The organism is Nocardioides hwasunensis (assembly GCF_014779665.1).
Classification (GTDB): domain Bacteria; phylum Actinomycetota; class Actinomycetes; order Propionibacteriales; family Nocardioidaceae; genus Nocardioides; species Nocardioides hwasunensis.
This window is the reverse complement of the sequence record NZ_JACXYY010000001.1, coordinates 20,262-32,659: the sequence shown is the minus strand read 5'-3', so window position 1 is coordinate 32,659 and position 12,398 is coordinate 20,262. Positions and strand designations below refer to the sequence as shown.

Annotated in this window: 16 protein-coding genes; 8 read left to right on the top strand and 8 right to left on the bottom strand. The window is 70.6% G+C overall.

Annotated elements, in window-relative coordinates:
• The first annotated feature begins 8 nt into the window (after positions 1 to 8).
• Positions 9 to 614, top strand: a complete 606-nt coding sequence (locus tag IEZ25_RS00220) for a response regulator transcription factor (protein ID WP_318151954.1) — start codon at positions 9 to 11, stop codon at positions 612 to 614.
• A gap of 2 nt (positions 615 to 616) precedes the next feature.
• Here IEZ25_RS00220 and IEZ25_RS00215 read toward each other — a convergent pair whose 3' ends face one another.
• Both IEZ25_RS00215 and IEZ25_RS00210 read right to left on the bottom strand, forming a co-directional pair.
• On the bottom strand, positions 617 to 904 hold the full coding sequence (locus IEZ25_RS00215) for a MoaD/ThiS family protein (RefSeq protein WP_191197408.1): 288 nt from the start codon (positions 902 to 904) through the stop codon (positions 617 to 619).
• Positions 904 to 1,371 carry a Mov34/MPN/PAD-1 family protein gene (locus IEZ25_RS00210; RefSeq protein ID WP_191197407.1) on the bottom strand — a complete coding sequence of 156 codons (468 nt, stop codon included), beginning with the start codon at positions 1,369 to 1,371 and terminating at the stop codon, positions 904 to 906. The genes IEZ25_RS00215 and IEZ25_RS00210 overlap by 1 nt, the downstream gene beginning before the upstream one ends.
• An 87-nt stretch (positions 1,372 to 1,458) precedes the next feature.
• Here IEZ25_RS00210 and IEZ25_RS00205 point away from each other — a divergent pair, with 87 nt between their 5' ends.
• The gene (locus IEZ25_RS00205; RefSeq protein ID WP_191197406.1) at positions 1,459 to 2,712 is read left to right on the top strand and encodes an MFS transporter; all 1,254 of its coding nucleotides are present in this window, start codon (positions 1,459 to 1,461) and stop codon (positions 2,710 to 2,712) included.
• A gap of 106 nt (positions 2,713 to 2,818) precedes the next feature.
• Here the strand turns inward: IEZ25_RS00205 and IEZ25_RS00200 are convergent, their stop codons facing one another.
• From IEZ25_RS00200 to clpS, 3 genes are read right to left on the bottom strand one after another with little or no spacing between them, the layout of a single operon-like run.
• Entirely contained in the window at positions 2,819 to 4,024 is a 1,206-nt protein-coding gene (locus IEZ25_RS00200; RefSeq protein ID WP_191197405.1) for a DUF429 domain-containing protein, read from the bottom strand.
• 10 nt (positions 4,025 to 4,034) lie between these two features.
• Entirely contained in the window at positions 4,035 to 4,625 is a 591-nt protein-coding gene (locus IEZ25_RS00195; protein WP_191197404.1) for a DUF2017 domain-containing protein, read from the bottom strand.
• Position 4,626: 1 nt separating this feature from the next.
• Positions 4,627 to 4,932, bottom strand: a complete 306-nt coding sequence (clpS, locus tag IEZ25_RS00190; protein ID WP_191197403.1) for an ATP-dependent Clp protease adapter ClpS — start codon at positions 4,930 to 4,932, stop codon at positions 4,627 to 4,629.
• A gap of 18 nt (positions 4,933 to 4,950) precedes the next feature.
• Between clpS and IEZ25_RS00185 the strand changes: the two genes are divergently transcribed.
• Positions 4,951 to 6,267, top strand: a complete 1,317-nt coding sequence (locus tag IEZ25_RS00185; protein ID WP_318151953.1) for a nicotinate phosphoribosyltransferase — start codon at positions 4,951 to 4,953, stop codon at positions 6,265 to 6,267.
• 9 nt (positions 6,268 to 6,276) lie between these two features.
• Positions 6,277 to 6,852, top strand: a complete 576-nt coding sequence (locus tag IEZ25_RS00180) for an isochorismatase family protein (RefSeq protein ID WP_191197401.1) — start codon at positions 6,277 to 6,279, stop codon at positions 6,850 to 6,852.
• A gap of 15 nt (positions 6,853 to 6,867) precedes the next feature.
• Here the strand turns inward: IEZ25_RS00180 and IEZ25_RS00175 are convergent, their stop codons facing one another.
• On the bottom strand, positions 6,868 to 7,407 hold the full coding sequence (locus IEZ25_RS00175; RefSeq protein WP_191197400.1) for a DUF1697 domain-containing protein: 540 nt from the start codon (positions 7,405 to 7,407) through the stop codon (positions 6,868 to 6,870).
• Between the two features lie 65 nt (positions 7,408 to 7,472).
• On the opposite strand from IEZ25_RS00175, the gene IEZ25_RS00170 reads away from it, so the two are divergent.
• Genes IEZ25_RS00170 through IEZ25_RS00160 form a run of 3 tightly spaced genes read left to right on the top strand, consistent with a single transcriptional unit; the run spans position 7,473 to position 9,870 of the window.
• Positions 7,473 to 8,261 (top strand): transporter substrate-binding domain-containing protein, encoded by a 789-nt coding sequence (locus IEZ25_RS00170; protein ID WP_191197399.1) that lies wholly within the window; start codon positions 7,473 to 7,475, stop codon positions 8,259 to 8,261.
• Between the two features lie 44 nt (positions 8,262 to 8,305).
• A complete protein-coding gene (locus IEZ25_RS00165) occupies positions 8,306 to 9,097 on the top strand; it encodes an amino acid ABC transporter permease (RefSeq protein ID WP_191197398.1) in 792 nt (263 codons plus the stop codon).
• Positions 9,097 to 9,870 carry an amino acid ABC transporter ATP-binding protein gene (locus IEZ25_RS00160; RefSeq protein WP_191197397.1) on the top strand — a complete coding sequence of 258 codons (774 nt, stop codon included), beginning with the start codon at positions 9,097 to 9,099 and terminating at the stop codon, positions 9,868 to 9,870. Before IEZ25_RS00165 ends, IEZ25_RS00160 begins: the two co-directional genes overlap by 1 nt.
• Before the next feature lie 24 nt (positions 9,871 to 9,894).
• On the opposite strand, the gene IEZ25_RS00155 is transcribed toward IEZ25_RS00160, so the two are convergent.
• Both IEZ25_RS00155 and IEZ25_RS00150 read right to left on the bottom strand, forming a co-directional pair.
• Entirely contained in the window at positions 9,895 to 10,680 is a 786-nt protein-coding gene (locus IEZ25_RS00155) for a hypothetical protein (RefSeq protein WP_191197396.1), read from the bottom strand.
• Positions 10,681 to 10,791: 111 nt separating this feature from the next.
• Positions 10,792 to 11,715, bottom strand: coding sequence for a LysR family transcriptional regulator ArgP (locus tag IEZ25_RS00150; protein WP_191197395.1), 924 nt, complete (start codon positions 11,713 to 11,715; stop codon positions 10,792 to 10,794).
• A gap of 72 nt (positions 11,716 to 11,787) precedes the next feature.
• Between IEZ25_RS00150 and IEZ25_RS00145 the strand changes: the two genes are divergently transcribed.
• On the top strand, positions 11,788 to 12,387 hold the full coding sequence (locus IEZ25_RS00145; RefSeq protein WP_191197394.1) for a LysE/ArgO family amino acid transporter: 600 nt from the start codon (positions 11,788 to 11,790) through the stop codon (positions 12,385 to 12,387).
• The last annotated feature ends 11 nt before the right edge of the window (positions 12,388 to 12,398 follow it).

The following is a 12,398-nucleotide window of genomic DNA, read 5'->3' as shown; positions in this document are numbered from 1 at the left end:
TCGTGGTCGTGGACGACCACCCCGTCGTGCGTGACGGCGTGCGCAGCATGCTCGCGAGCGTCACCGGCTTCGAGGTCGTCGGCGAGGCGGCCAGTGGCCCCGAGGCCGTCGACCGCGTGCTGGCCACCGATCCCGACGTCGTCGTGATGGACCTCCGCATGCCCGGCGGCGGAGGCGTCGATGCGGTGCGGGTGCTACGTGAGCGTGGGTCACGAGCCGCGGTGCTCGTGCTGACCACCTTCGACACCGACTCCGACACAGTCGCCGCCATCGAGGCCGGTGCGACGGGCTACCTCCTGAAGGACACCCCGGCCGAGACGCTCTTCGACGCCGTGCGTGCCACCGCGGCGGGCGAGACGGTGCTCTCCCCCGCGATCGCCGCGCGCCTGGCCTCGCACGTACGCCGTCCCGCGACGTCGGGCGTGCTCAGCGCACGCGAGCGGGAGGTGCTCGCCCTCGTCGCGCGGGGCCGTTCGAACCGGGCGATCGCCGAGGAGCTCTTCGTCAGCGAGGCGACGGTGAAGACGCACCTCGTGCACGTCTACGACAAGCTCGGGGTGGGCGACCGCGCGGCGGCCGTGGCGACGGCCTACGAGCGCGGGATCCTCGGCTAGCCTCAGCAGCCGCCGGCGACGGCGGGGAGCACGACGACCTGGTCGCCGTCGCTGAGCGGCGCTTCGAGGCCACCGATGAAGCGGACGTCCTCGTCGTTGATGTAGACGTTGACGAAGCGGCGCAGGTCGATCTCGCCGGACTTGTCCTCGACGAGGCGGTCCTTGATGCCGGGGTGGTTGCCCTCGAGGTCGTCGATGAGCGCGGACAGGGTGCCGCCGGCGCCCTCGACGGACTTCTCGCCGCCGGTGTAGGTGCGCAGGATGGTCGGGATCCGGACCTCGATGGCCATCAGCTGGTGCTCCCCTTCTTGGATGAATCAGTCGTAGGCGTGATCGTGACCTCTTCCTCGGTCACGACTCCGTCGATGATGCTGTAGGACCTGAACTCCACAGGGCCGTCACTATTCCCCCCACTCTCATCGAAGCAGTCCGCCGTGCTGACGAGCACGTAGTGCGCGTTCGGCTCGCTGGCGAGGCCGATGTCGGTGCGGCTGGGGTAGGCCTCGGTGGCGGTGTGCGAGTGGTAGACGACCACCGGCTCCTCGTCACGGGCGTCCATGTCCTTGTAGAGCTGCAGGAGCTCGGTGGAGTCGAACTCGTAGAACGTCGGGCTGCCGGCGGCGTTGACCATCGGGATGAACCGCTCGGGTCGGTCGCTGCCCTCGGGCCCTGCCACGACACCGCACGCCTCGTCGGGGTGGTCGCGCTTGGCGTGCGCCACGATGGCGTCGTACGTCTCCTGGGCGATGGTCAGCACGTGCCCCAGGGTAGGCCGGAAACCGATGTGACCCCCGCCCGTCTCAGGACATAGTCTCGACGTCGAGAGACTGGGGGAGAGGGACGCATGTCGCAGCACGAGGTCACCGCACCACTCACGCGGCGCGGCATCCCGGTCGAGCGCGACCTGCGGGTGCTGGCACTCGGCTCGTTCGCGAACCGCTTCGGCGCCGGTGCGGTGATGACGACCAGTGCCCTCTACTTCACCCGACAGGTCGGCTTCTCCGCCGGCGAGGTCGCGCTCGCGATCTCCGTCGCCGCGGTCGTCGGCATCCTCGTGCAGGTGCCGGCCGGGCACCTCGGCGACGTCCGCGGCCCGCGACGGGTGCTCACCTGGTGCATGGTGGGGGCCGCGCTGACGAGCGCGCTGCCCGTGCTCGCACGTGCGCCCTGGCAGCTGGGGATGCTGCTCGCCCTGCTCGCCTTCTTCGAGCGCTCGGCAGGCTCGATCCAGCAGGGGGTGATCGCCCAGCTCGCGACGGGTGGTCGCGGTGTGCTGTTCAAGGCCTACCTGCGCGCCGTCACCAACACCGCCATCGGGCTCGGCTCGGTCTTCGGTGGCGCCGCGCTCGTCGTCGACGAGTCCTGGGCCTACGTCTCGGTCTTCGTCCTCAACGCGGTCTTCACCGGCTTCGCCGCCTGGAACTCCACCCGGCTCCCCGACCTGCCGGCGTACGTCCGGGTCGAGGGAGAGCCCCGACTCGCGGTGCTGCGCGACTGGCCCTACGTCGTGATCGTGGCGATCACCGGCCTGTTCTCCCTGCACTTCTTCGTCATGGAGCTCGGCCTCGCGCTCTACATCTCCGAGCGCACCTCGGCGCCGCCGGTGATGGTCGCCATCCTGCTCGTCCTCAACACCGCGTGCGTCGCGCTCTTCCAGGTCCGGCTGTCACGACGCGCCGACTCCGTCGAGGCGGGCGCCAAGGCGCTGGTGCGCGGCGCGGTCTGGATCGCGGCAGGCTTCGCGATCGTCGCGCTCGCCGACCGCGGCAACGCGGAGTTCGCCATCGCGGTGCTCGTCATCGGCTCGCTGGCCCACGTGGTCGGCGAGATGATCGGCTCCGGTGGCCAGTGGGGACTGCAGATGGGCCTGGCCCCGCACGAGCGGCAGGGCCAGTACCAGGGCTTCGCCGGCCTCGGCTTCAGCGTGATCGCCGTCGTCGGCCCGCCGGTCGTGACGCTGCTCTGCGTGCACATGGGCGAGACCGGGTGGCTCATCCTCGGCGCCCTGATGCTCGGGGTCGCGCTGATCTCCGTGCCCGCCTCGCGCTGGGCGTTGGCCTCGCGCGAGCGCTACGGCGTGCTGACGCACTCCGGCTGACCCCCGTGGGGTAGTCCGCATCAGATTTCCGGTGCGGAGGCCGATTCCACCGGACGTTTGATGCGGACTACCCCCAGTGGGAAGGGGAGGCGCCGCCAGACCCGGCTCAGGCCCAGATGGCTGCGGGGATCCGGTCGGAGAAGACCTCGGGTGTCTCGGGGAAGGACTCCGAGACCCCGAGCGAGTGGCGGACGGCGGTCCACGCGACGGCGCAGGCGTCGAGCAGGTCGTCCTCGGCGAAGCCGGACCCGCGGAACCACGGCGGCGCGACGATCCCGTGCGCGGCGAGCGCCTCGCGGCGTACGCGCGCTCCGTCGGCGTCCTTCTTGCGCTCGAGCAGCGGGTGGCCGGCCATCCGGGTGAAGCTCAGCTCGGGGTGCGCCTCGACGACGGGGACGCCGGGTCCCGATCGCACCCAGGCGTCGACCTGCAAGACCTTGTCGCGCAGGGCGTACGCCTGGGCGCTGACGCTGGTGCGCCCGTCGGTCGCGGCGAGGTTGGCCGCGCGCGCCTCCTCGTAGGTCCCGGCCTCCAGCGCGGCGCGCACGGGGGTGGAGAAGATCGAGGAGGACTTGCCGACGAGCTGCCGGCGGGCCTCGGCGTCGGCGAGGCGACCGCTGCTGTCGGGCAGCCCGATGGGGATGTCGACGGCGACGGCCACGACGTCGTGCCTCTCCCGCACGAGGGCGAGCAGGTCGGTGATGCCGGCGGCGACGAAGACCGAGGCGCGGCGGTCCGGGTCCACGACGACGCCGACCCAGCCGCCCGCGCAGGCGTCGACGCCGAGCACCGGGGCGTGGGGGGCCAGCACCGGCGGCGGCTCCTCGTCCGACTGACCGTCCGGCGCGACGAACCTGGCCTCGCGCTCGTCGCTCAGCGCGGCGTCGATCCGGGCGAGCATCGTCTCGGACATCGGCGGAAGCGCGTCGAGCGGCCACCAGCGCACGTCGCTGGACTCGTCGTCGGCGACGTGCGCCTGACCCTCGAGCCACGTGCAGGCGAAGGTGAGGTCGAGGTAGGTCGCGCGGTCGCCGTTGGCGTGCACGATCTCGCCGTGGACCGCGGTCGAGACGAGACGGTCCACGCGGATCCGGACGCCGGTCTCCTCCATCGCCTCGCGGGCCGCCGCCACGGCAGGCTCCTCCCCCGGCTCGGGGATGCCGGTGACCGGCGTCCAGCGGCCGTTGTCGGCGCGCTCGACGAGCAGCACCTGGTCGCCACGACGGATGACCGCCGTGACGCCAGGCAGCCAGAGCGGGTCGTGCCCGATCTTCTCCCTGATCTCGACGACGAAGTGGGGGACCGGGCTCACGAGGGCCTCGTCATGAGGTGAGGGCCTCGATCACCGTCTCCTGGAGGTAGCCCACCCACTCGTAGATGTCGTGGGCCTGTGCGCGCGGGTCGTCGTCGGGCAGCGAGTGCCAGTAGTCCTCGTCGCCGGCCTCGACCCCGAGCCGGGTGGCGAGCGCGATCCGGATGTCGGTGAAGGCGCGCATCCAGGTCTCGGCCTCGTCGTGGGTCAGCTCGACGTCGATGACCAGACCGTCCTCGGTGAGCTCGTGCGGAAGGCCGCCGTCCTCGAGGCTGTCGATGAGCATCCCTGCCGCGGCGGCCTTGCCGTCGCGCAGCCCGCCCTCGGTGAAGCGACGGAAGTCGGAGGCCGCCTCCTCGTCGTCGGGGTACGCCGTCGGGAACAGCCGGGCGAGCACCGGGTCCTCCGGGATCGTGGTCGCGCCGGAGAACTCGGCCATCAGCGCCTCGAAGGGGTCGGCGGCCGGCGTCGCCGGCTCGGCGCGCTCGTTGCGGAGCAGCTCGACCATCTGCGAGGCCAGCGAGCGCAGCAGGTCTGCCTCGAACCCGCTGAAGGTGGCGATGACCTTGCCGGACTTGCGGTGTCGCTCGAAGCCGCTCACCTCAGGACGCCTTCTCCATCGTCGCCCAGAGGCCGTACTCGTGCATCGCCTGCACGTCGCGCTCCATCTCCTCGCGGGTGCCGGTGGAGACCACCGTCCGGCCCTCGGTGTGCACCTCGAGCATCAGCTTCTCCGCCTTGGCCTTGTCGTACTTGAAGTACTTCTGGAAGACGTAGGCGACGTAGGACATGAGGTTCACCGGGTCGTCCCAGACCAGCGTCACCCACGGCTTGGCCAGGAAGGTGATCTCGTCGGGGGTGAGGGTCGGCTCGACCTCTACGGGACTGGCGGCTGACACGAGGCCCATGGTGGCACAGTGTCGGTCGTGACGAGCACAGCCTCCGGCCCGGCATCCAGCTCCGTGGCCCTCCTGACCGACCACTACGAGCTGACCATGGTCCAGGCCGCGCGCCAGGCCGGCACCGCTGACCGGCGCTCGGTCTTCGAGCTGTTCCCGCGCCGGCTCCCGGAGGGGCGGAGGTACGGCGTGGTGGCGGGCGTGGGCCGCGCCCTGGACGCCATCGAGGCCTTCCGCTTCGAGCCCGCGGCCATCGCCGCCCTCGAGGGCGTCGTCGACCCCGACATGCTCGAGTGGCTGGCGTCCTACCGCTTCTCCGGTGACGTCTGGGGCTATGCCGAGGGCGAGGCCTACTTCCCCTACTCCCCGCTGCTGGTCGTCGAGGGCACCTTCGCCGAGGCGGTGCTGCTCGAGACCGTGCTCCTGTCCATCTACAACCACGACTCCGCCATCGCCTCGGCCGCCTCACGCATGACGCTCGCCGCGGCCGGGCGGCCCTGCATCGAGATGGGCTCGCGCCGCACGCACGAGCAGGCGGCTGTGGCGGCCGCGCGGGCGGCGTACGTCGCCGGGTTCGACGCGACCAGCAACCTGGCCGCGCGGGCGACCCACGGCGTCCCCTCGGCCGGCACTGCCGCCCACTCATTCACGCTGCTCCACGACAGCGAGGCGGACGCGTTCCGGGCGCAGGTGCAGAGCCTGGGGGTCGGCACGACCCTGCTGGTCGACACCTACGACGTCACCGAGGCGGTGCGCCTCGCGGTCGAGGTCGCCGGCACCGGGCTGGGCGCCGTGCGCCTCGACTCGGGCGACCTCGGCGAGATCGCGCGCGAGGTGCGGGCCCAGCTCGACGGCCTCGGCGCGACGGAGACCAGGATCGTGGTGACGAGCGACCTCGACGAGCACGCCATCGCGGCGCTGGCGGCGGCGCCGGTGGACGCCTACGGCGTCGGCACCCAGCTGGTGACCGGCTCGGGTCACCCGACCTGCGGCTTCGTCTACAAGCTCGTCGCGCGCGAGAGCGCGGACGGCGAGATGGTGTCGGTGGCGAAGAAGTCGAAGGACAAGCTGTCGATCGGTGGGCGGAAGTACGCGCTGCGCCGGCGCTCGTCGACCGGCACCGCCGAGGCCGAGGTGATCGGCATCGGCGAGCCGCCGGAGGACGACGGCGACGATCGCCCGCTCCTGGTGCCGCTGGTCGCGCGCGGCGAGGTGGTCGGTCGCACGACCCTCGACGAGGCCCGCACCCGGCACCGCGCCTCCCTCGCCGAGCTCCCCCGCGTGGTGACGATGATGTCCGCGGGCGAGGCGGCGATCCCGACGGTGCACCTCGATCCCCGCTAGCCTCGTGGGATGGCACGCGCACTGATCGTGGTCGACGTCCAGAACGACTTCTGCGAGGGCGGGTCGCTGGCGGTGTCCGGTGGCGCCCGCGTGGCGTCCGGCGTCAACGACCTGATGGTGCGGTGGTCGGCCGGCGGCGAGGGCGCGCCGGCGTACGACGTGGTCGTGGCCACCAAGGACCACCACGTCGACCCGGGCGACCACTGGTCGCTCAAGCCCGACTTCGTCGACTCGTGGCCCGTGCACTGCAAGGTCGGCACCGAGGGTGCCGCGTTCCACCCCAACCTGGACCCGCAGCCCTTCCACGAGGTGTTCTACAAGGGCGAGCACGAGGCGGCGTACTCCGGCTTCGAGGGACGTACGACGTCGGGTGACGGCCTGGCCGACTGGCTGCGGGCGCGCGACGTGCTGGACGTCGACGTGTGCGGCATCGCCACCGACCACTGCGTGCGGGCCACTGCGCTCGACAGCGCACGGGAGGGCTTCGACACGCGGGTGCTGACCGCTCTGTGCGCCGGGGTCGCGGAGGAGACCACGGCCGCGGCGATCACGGAGCTGTCCGGCGCCGGGGTCGAGATCGCGTGATCGCGACGCAGCGGCTCAGCACCACTTCTCCGTGACGGTGCGCAGCACCTTGACCGTGCGCGCGGTCCCCTTCCCGAGCGCGGTGAACTCCTTGGACGCCAGGATCCTCGACGTGTGGATGTCGCCCGCCAGCAGGACGTAGGCCGCGCGGCCGTCGACGACGACCGTCTCGCCGGGGCGCTCCAGCGCGTGCGCCGCCTCGACCGCAGCGGCGGGGGGCGGGGTGGCGTAGAGCGTCACGTAGTGGTTGCCGACGTCGCCGTCGTGCGCCGCGTGCAGCTCCTCCGCGCGCGCGGTGAGCGCGGCCAGGTCGGCAGCCGTGAAGACGACGGTGGGCACCTCGAACCCGGCCTCCGCGGCGTACGCCTCCTCGAGCGCCGCCTGCACCTTCGCCACCGAGCGGGCGGAGTGGGTGAGCCGGACGTTGCCGGTGTTGATGTAGGTCTCCACGCCTGAACCACCGGCTGCCTCGGTCGCCGCCTTGATGGCGTCCTTGGGGAACTTGCGCTTCGCGCCGAGGTTGATCGCACGCAGGAACGCGACATAGGTGGGCATGGTCAGATCATGCCTCCAGCGGGCGCGCAGGACGGCCGGTCTGGACCACGACTAGGGTGTCGGTCATGTTGACTCGCGCACTGACCACCGGAATCGGCGTCGTCGCCCTGTCCCTCGCCGCGGCAGGGTGCGCCAAGGAGGACACCTCCACGACCACCGAGTCGGGCATCACGCTCGTCAAGGACGGCGTGCTGACGATCTGCACGCACCTGCCCTACGAGCCCTTCGAGTTCACCGAGGGCGGCGACGTCGTCGGCTTCGACCCCGACGTGCTGAAGATCGCCGCGGACGCCAACGACCTCGACACCGAGGTCGTCGACATCGCGTGGGAGACCATCGTGTCGGGTGAGGCGCTCAACACCGGCCAGTGCGACGTCAGCGCCGGGGCGATGACGATCACCGACGAGCGCGAGGCCGTCATGGACTTCACCGACCCCTACTTCGAGGCCACCCAGGCCCTGATGACCAAGACCGGGTCGGGCATCACCTCGCTGGAGGACCTGGCCGGCAAGAAGGTCGCCGTGCAGGACGGCACCACCGGCGCCGACTACGTCCGCGACAACGCCCCGGAGGACACCGAGATCATCTCCTTCGAGGACTCCTCGCTCATGCAGCAGGCGGTCAAGACCGGCAAGGCCGACGCGGGCGTCAACGACAACGGCCTGCTCAACTACTTCGTCAGCCAGAACCCCGACGTCGAGGTCGTCACCGAGTTCCAGACCGGTGAGAGCTACGGCTTCTCGGTGAAGAAGGACAGCAACGACGGCCTGCTCGAGGCCATCAACGACGGCATCGAGAGCGACGAGTACGCCACGGTCTACGAGAAGTGGTTCGACACCGCTCCCCCGCAGTGACCCCGTCCTGACCGGAGACCCGACGACGAAGGTGAAGTGAGCCCATGGCGAGTCCCCGTCAGCGTGCGGCCCGGTGGCGCCTGGTCCAGTACGTCGTCCTCGTCGCCGTGGTGCTCGTCATCGCGTTCGTCGCCGACTGGGGCCAGATCCAACGCGCGTTCTGGAACTGGGAGCTCGTCAAGGAGCAGTTCCCCCGCGTCCTGACCATCGCGCTGAAGAACACGATCATCTACACCGCGTGCGGCTTCGCCTTCGGACTGCTGCTGGGACTGGTGCTCGCTCTCATGCGGCTGTCGAGCGTGGGGCCCTACCGCTGGCTCGCGACGGCCATCATCGAGCTGTTCCGCGGACTCCCCGCCCTGGTGGTCTTCATCGCGCTGAGCGTGGGGTTCACCCTGGCATTCCCGGCCTACGAGATCCCGTTCGGCAACCTGGGGATCGTCACCCTGGCGCTCGGCCTGGTGGGCGGTGCCTACATGGCCGAGACCATCAGGGCCGGCATCCAGGCCGTGCCCAAGGGGCAGATGGAGGCGGCCCGCTCACTCGGCATGTCGCACTCACGGGCCATGATCAGCGTGGTCGTCCCGCAAGCGTTCCGGATCATCCTGCCGCCGCTGACCAACGAGCTGATCCTGCTGACCAAGGACTCCTCGCTCGTCTACATCCTCGGCCTGTCGCTGTCTGGCTACGAGCTCACCAAGTTCGGCCGCGAGGGCATGAACTCGGCGGCCAACCTGACGCCGATCATCGTGATCGCGCTGTGCTACCTGCTGATCACGGTGCCGCTGTCGATCGTCGTGCGCCGCATGGAGAGCCGCGCGGAGAGGGCCCGCTGATGACCACCCACCCGACCAGCCCGACGAGCCCGACCGACCGCTCCACTGCGGCGATCGACGTCCAGGAGCTCCACAAGTACTTCGGCGACAACGAGGTGCTCAAGGGCATCGACTTCCACGTCGGCAAGGCCCAGGTCGTGTGCGTCATCGGCCCGTCCGGCTCCGGCAAGTCGACGCTGCTGCGCTGCGTGAACCTGCTGGAGCAGCCGACCAGCGGGAAGATCTTCGTCGAGGGCGAGGAGATCACCGACCCCGACGCGGACGTCGACAAGCTCCGCGCGCGGATCGGGATGGTCTTCCAGCAGTTCAACCTGTTCCCGCACATGACCGTGCTCCGCAACCTCACGATCGCGCAGGAGAAGGTCAAGGGCCGCGGGAAGGACGAGGCGGTCGAGGTCGCACGCGCCAACCTCGCCAAGGTCGGGCTCTCCGAGAAGGAGTCGGCCTATCCCGCGCACCTGTCCGGAGGTCAGTCGCAGCGGGCCGCGATCGCCCGCGCGCTGTCGATGAGCCCCGACATGATGCTCTTCGACGAGCCCACCTCCGCCCTCGACCCCGAGCTCGTCGGCGACGTGCTCGCAGTGATGAAGGACCTGGCCACCGAGGGCATGACGATGATGGTGGTGACGCACGAGATGGGGTTCGCCCGCGAGGTCGGCGACAAGCTCGTCTTCATGGACGGCGGCGTCATCGTCGAGGCGGGCGACCCGCGCCAGGTGCTGGCCGACCCGCAGCACGAGCGGACGCAGTCGTTCCTGTCGAAGGTGCTCTGAACCGCTGGACGGTGAGCGGCTCGCTCAGCCGCGCTTGCACTGGCTCGGCGGCGTGACGACCGGGTCGAACACCTTCGGCGGCGGCGCGACCGCGGAGTCGTCGCTCGACTCCCGCATGGTCATCGCCCACCAGCCGGTCCGGTTCGTGGCGAGCTCCGCGCGCTGCTCCTTGGTAAGCTTCTTCCACATGCTCTGCACGTCGACGCCGACCTCGATCAGGGGTCCGTGGGGCGAGATGACGCCTGCGGCCTCGGTGTCGTAGGAGACGGTCGGGACGTCGGTGAACAGTCCGCGCGGCATGCCGGCGAGCACCTGCTTGTAGGGCAGGCTCACCATGACGTCCTTGCCGTCGAGCTTGATCGCCCGCGCCGCCTTCAACGCCCAGCTCGGGTCGAGATCGGCGGGGAGGGCCCAGGTGCGCTCGCTGTCGCCGGTGATGTCGGCCCAGCAGGTCGCAGCGCCGGGACCCCACGCGTCGCTGTTGAAGTAGGTGCGGTCCTTGATCAGCAGGTAGTCGATCTGCTGTTCCTTGCCGTCGATCGACGAGGTGACCGACAGCTCGCTGTCGCCCGAGGCCGCGTCGAGGCGGGCGGCGACGTCGAAGATCCGCTTGCCACCCTGGTCGGGGTTCTTGGTGAGCATCTGGCCGTGCCACTCCACGACGCCCATGTCGTCCACCTGCGCGATCAGGTCCTGGACCTGCTGACCCAGGAGGACGGCATCGGTGGTCTTGGTGGCGGCTGCCGTGCCCGAGCCCCCGCACCCCGCCAGGGCGACGAGCAGGCCGGCGCACAGGGCCGATGCCCCCACTGCGTTGCGACGTCGTAGCACTTGGGTGTCCCCGATCAGGTCCTGGTGGCGAGCGCGGTGCTCTGTCCCGCTCAGCAGAGTAGGGACGCGCGAGCGGCCCTGTCCGGGAAATCACATTTCTGGTCGCGCGGCCATCCATCGCCGAGCGGCGTCGACGACGGCGTCCGTCAGGTCCGTCACGAGCGACGAACCGAGCCGCCAGTGCTGCCAGAACAGCGGCACCTCGGGCCGGCGGCCGGGCACGAGCTCGACGAGGTCACCGCGGTCGATCTCCTCGGTCACGTCCGACTCGATGAGCAGGCCCCAGCCCAGGCCCACGCGCACCGCCCGGTCGAACTCGCGCACCGACGGGACGTAGGTCACCGGCGGCGCGAGGTGGCGGCGGGTGACCCGGCGCACGAAGTCGTGCTGGAGCGAGTCGTCGCGGTCGAAGGCGACCACCGGCGCCTCCGCGAGGCTGACCGCGCCGACCCCGTCGGCGAAGTGCGCGGCGTGGAAGGCGCGCGTGGCCACCGCGGCGTACTTCAACCGTCCCAGGCGCACCACCCGGCAGCCGGGCACCGGCTGAGGCTCGCCGGTGATGGCCGCGACGACCTCGCCGCGTCGAAGACGCTCGGCCGTACGTGTGTGGTCCTCGCGCACGACCTCGAACACGACACGGTGGCGGGACTGCACCTCGGCCAGCGCGTCGACGAACCAGCCGTAGAGCGCATCGGCGTTCACCGCGATCGGCAGGGAGGTGTACGTCGTGGAGTCCTCGTCCTCCTCCGAGACGAGCTCGGCGACGGCCTCCCGCTCCAGCAGCTCGGTCTGCGTCGACAGCCGGACCAGCACCAGTCCGGCCTCGGTGGGCTCGAGCGGCTTGACCCGGTGGAGCAGCACACGACCGACGCGCGTCTCCAGCGCCTTGATCCGCTGGCTCACCGCGGACGGCGTCACGTGCAGCTCACGGGCGGCCGACTCGAAGGTGCCGAGACGCACGGCGACCGCCAAGGTGCGGAGCGCGACGGGGTCGATCTGAGTGAGGTCTCTCATAATGAGAGATCCTAATGATTCGTGAAAATACTTCGCTGGAGTGATGACGATTTCGCTCCTACCGTTGTCCTCATGTTCCAGGTCGCACTCACCGGTCTCCTCACCGGACTCGCCCTCATCGTCGCCGTCGGTGCCCAGAACGCCTTCCTCCTGAGGCAGGGCATCCGCGGCGAGCAGGTCCTGCCCATCGTGCTGACCTGCCTGCTCTCCGACGTCGTCGCCATCACCCTCGGAGTCGCCGGCCTGGGCGTCGTCCTCGAGCGCTGGCCCGCAGTCCTGCCGATCGCCCAGGTGCTCGGGGGCCTCTACCTGATCGCCTTCGGCGTCCACGCGGCGATGCGGGCCTGGCGACCCTCCGCCCTCGAGGCAGGCGAGGGCACCGCCCTCACCCCCGGCCGCGCCGTGCTGCTCACGCTCGCGCTGACCTGGCTGAACCCGCACTTCTACCTCGACGCCGTGCTCATGCTCGGCACGGTCGCCAACAGCTTCGGCGCCGACCGGTGGTGGTTCCTGTCCGGGACGCTCGTCGCGAGCCTGCTGTGGTTCTTCGGCCTCGGCTACGGAGCCCGGCTGCTGCGCGGGCTCTTCGCCCGCCCCGGCGCCTGGCGGGTGCTCGACTCGGTCATCGCGGTGATCATGGGCGCGCTCGGCATCGGCCTGCTCGCGCACTGACCTGGACTGGA

Excerpts from the sequence above, each read along its gene's own strand:
- IEZ25_RS00215 (WP_191197408.1), bottom strand. The coding sequence starts at position 904 with ATGGCCATCGAGGTCCGGATCCCGACCATCCTGCGCACCTACACCGGC.
- IEZ25_RS00205 (WP_191197406.1), top strand. The coding sequence starts at position 1,459 with ATGTCGCAGCACGAGGTCACCGCACCACTCACGCGGCGCGGCATCCCG.
- clpS (WP_191197403.1), bottom strand. The coding sequence starts at position 4,932 with ATGGGCCTCGTGTCAGCCGCCAGTCCCGTAGAGGTCGAGCCGACCCTC.
- IEZ25_RS00180 (WP_191197401.1), top strand. The coding sequence starts at position 6,277 with ATGGCACGCGCACTGATCGTGGTCGACGTCCAGAACGACTTCTGCGAG.
- IEZ25_RS00175 (WP_191197400.1), bottom strand. The coding sequence starts at position 7,407 with ATGCCCACCTATGTCGCGTTCCTGCGTGCGATCAACCTCGGCGCGAAG.
- IEZ25_RS00170 (WP_191197399.1), top strand. The coding sequence starts at position 7,473 with ATGTTGACTCGCGCACTGACCACCGGAATCGGCGTCGTCGCCCTGTCC.
- IEZ25_RS00165 (WP_191197398.1), top strand. The coding sequence starts at position 8,306 with ATGGCGAGTCCCCGTCAGCGTGCGGCCCGGTGGCGCCTGGTCCAGTAC.
- IEZ25_RS00160 (WP_191197397.1), top strand. The coding sequence starts at position 9,097 with ATGACCACCCACCCGACCAGCCCGACGAGCCCGACCGACCGCTCCACT.
- IEZ25_RS00150 (WP_191197395.1), bottom strand. The coding sequence starts at position 11,715 with ATGAGAGACCTCACTCAGATCGACCCCGTCGCGCTCCGCACCTTGGCG.
- IEZ25_RS00145 (WP_191197394.1), top strand. The coding sequence starts at position 11,788 with ATGTTCCAGGTCGCACTCACCGGTCTCCTCACCGGACTCGCCCTCATC.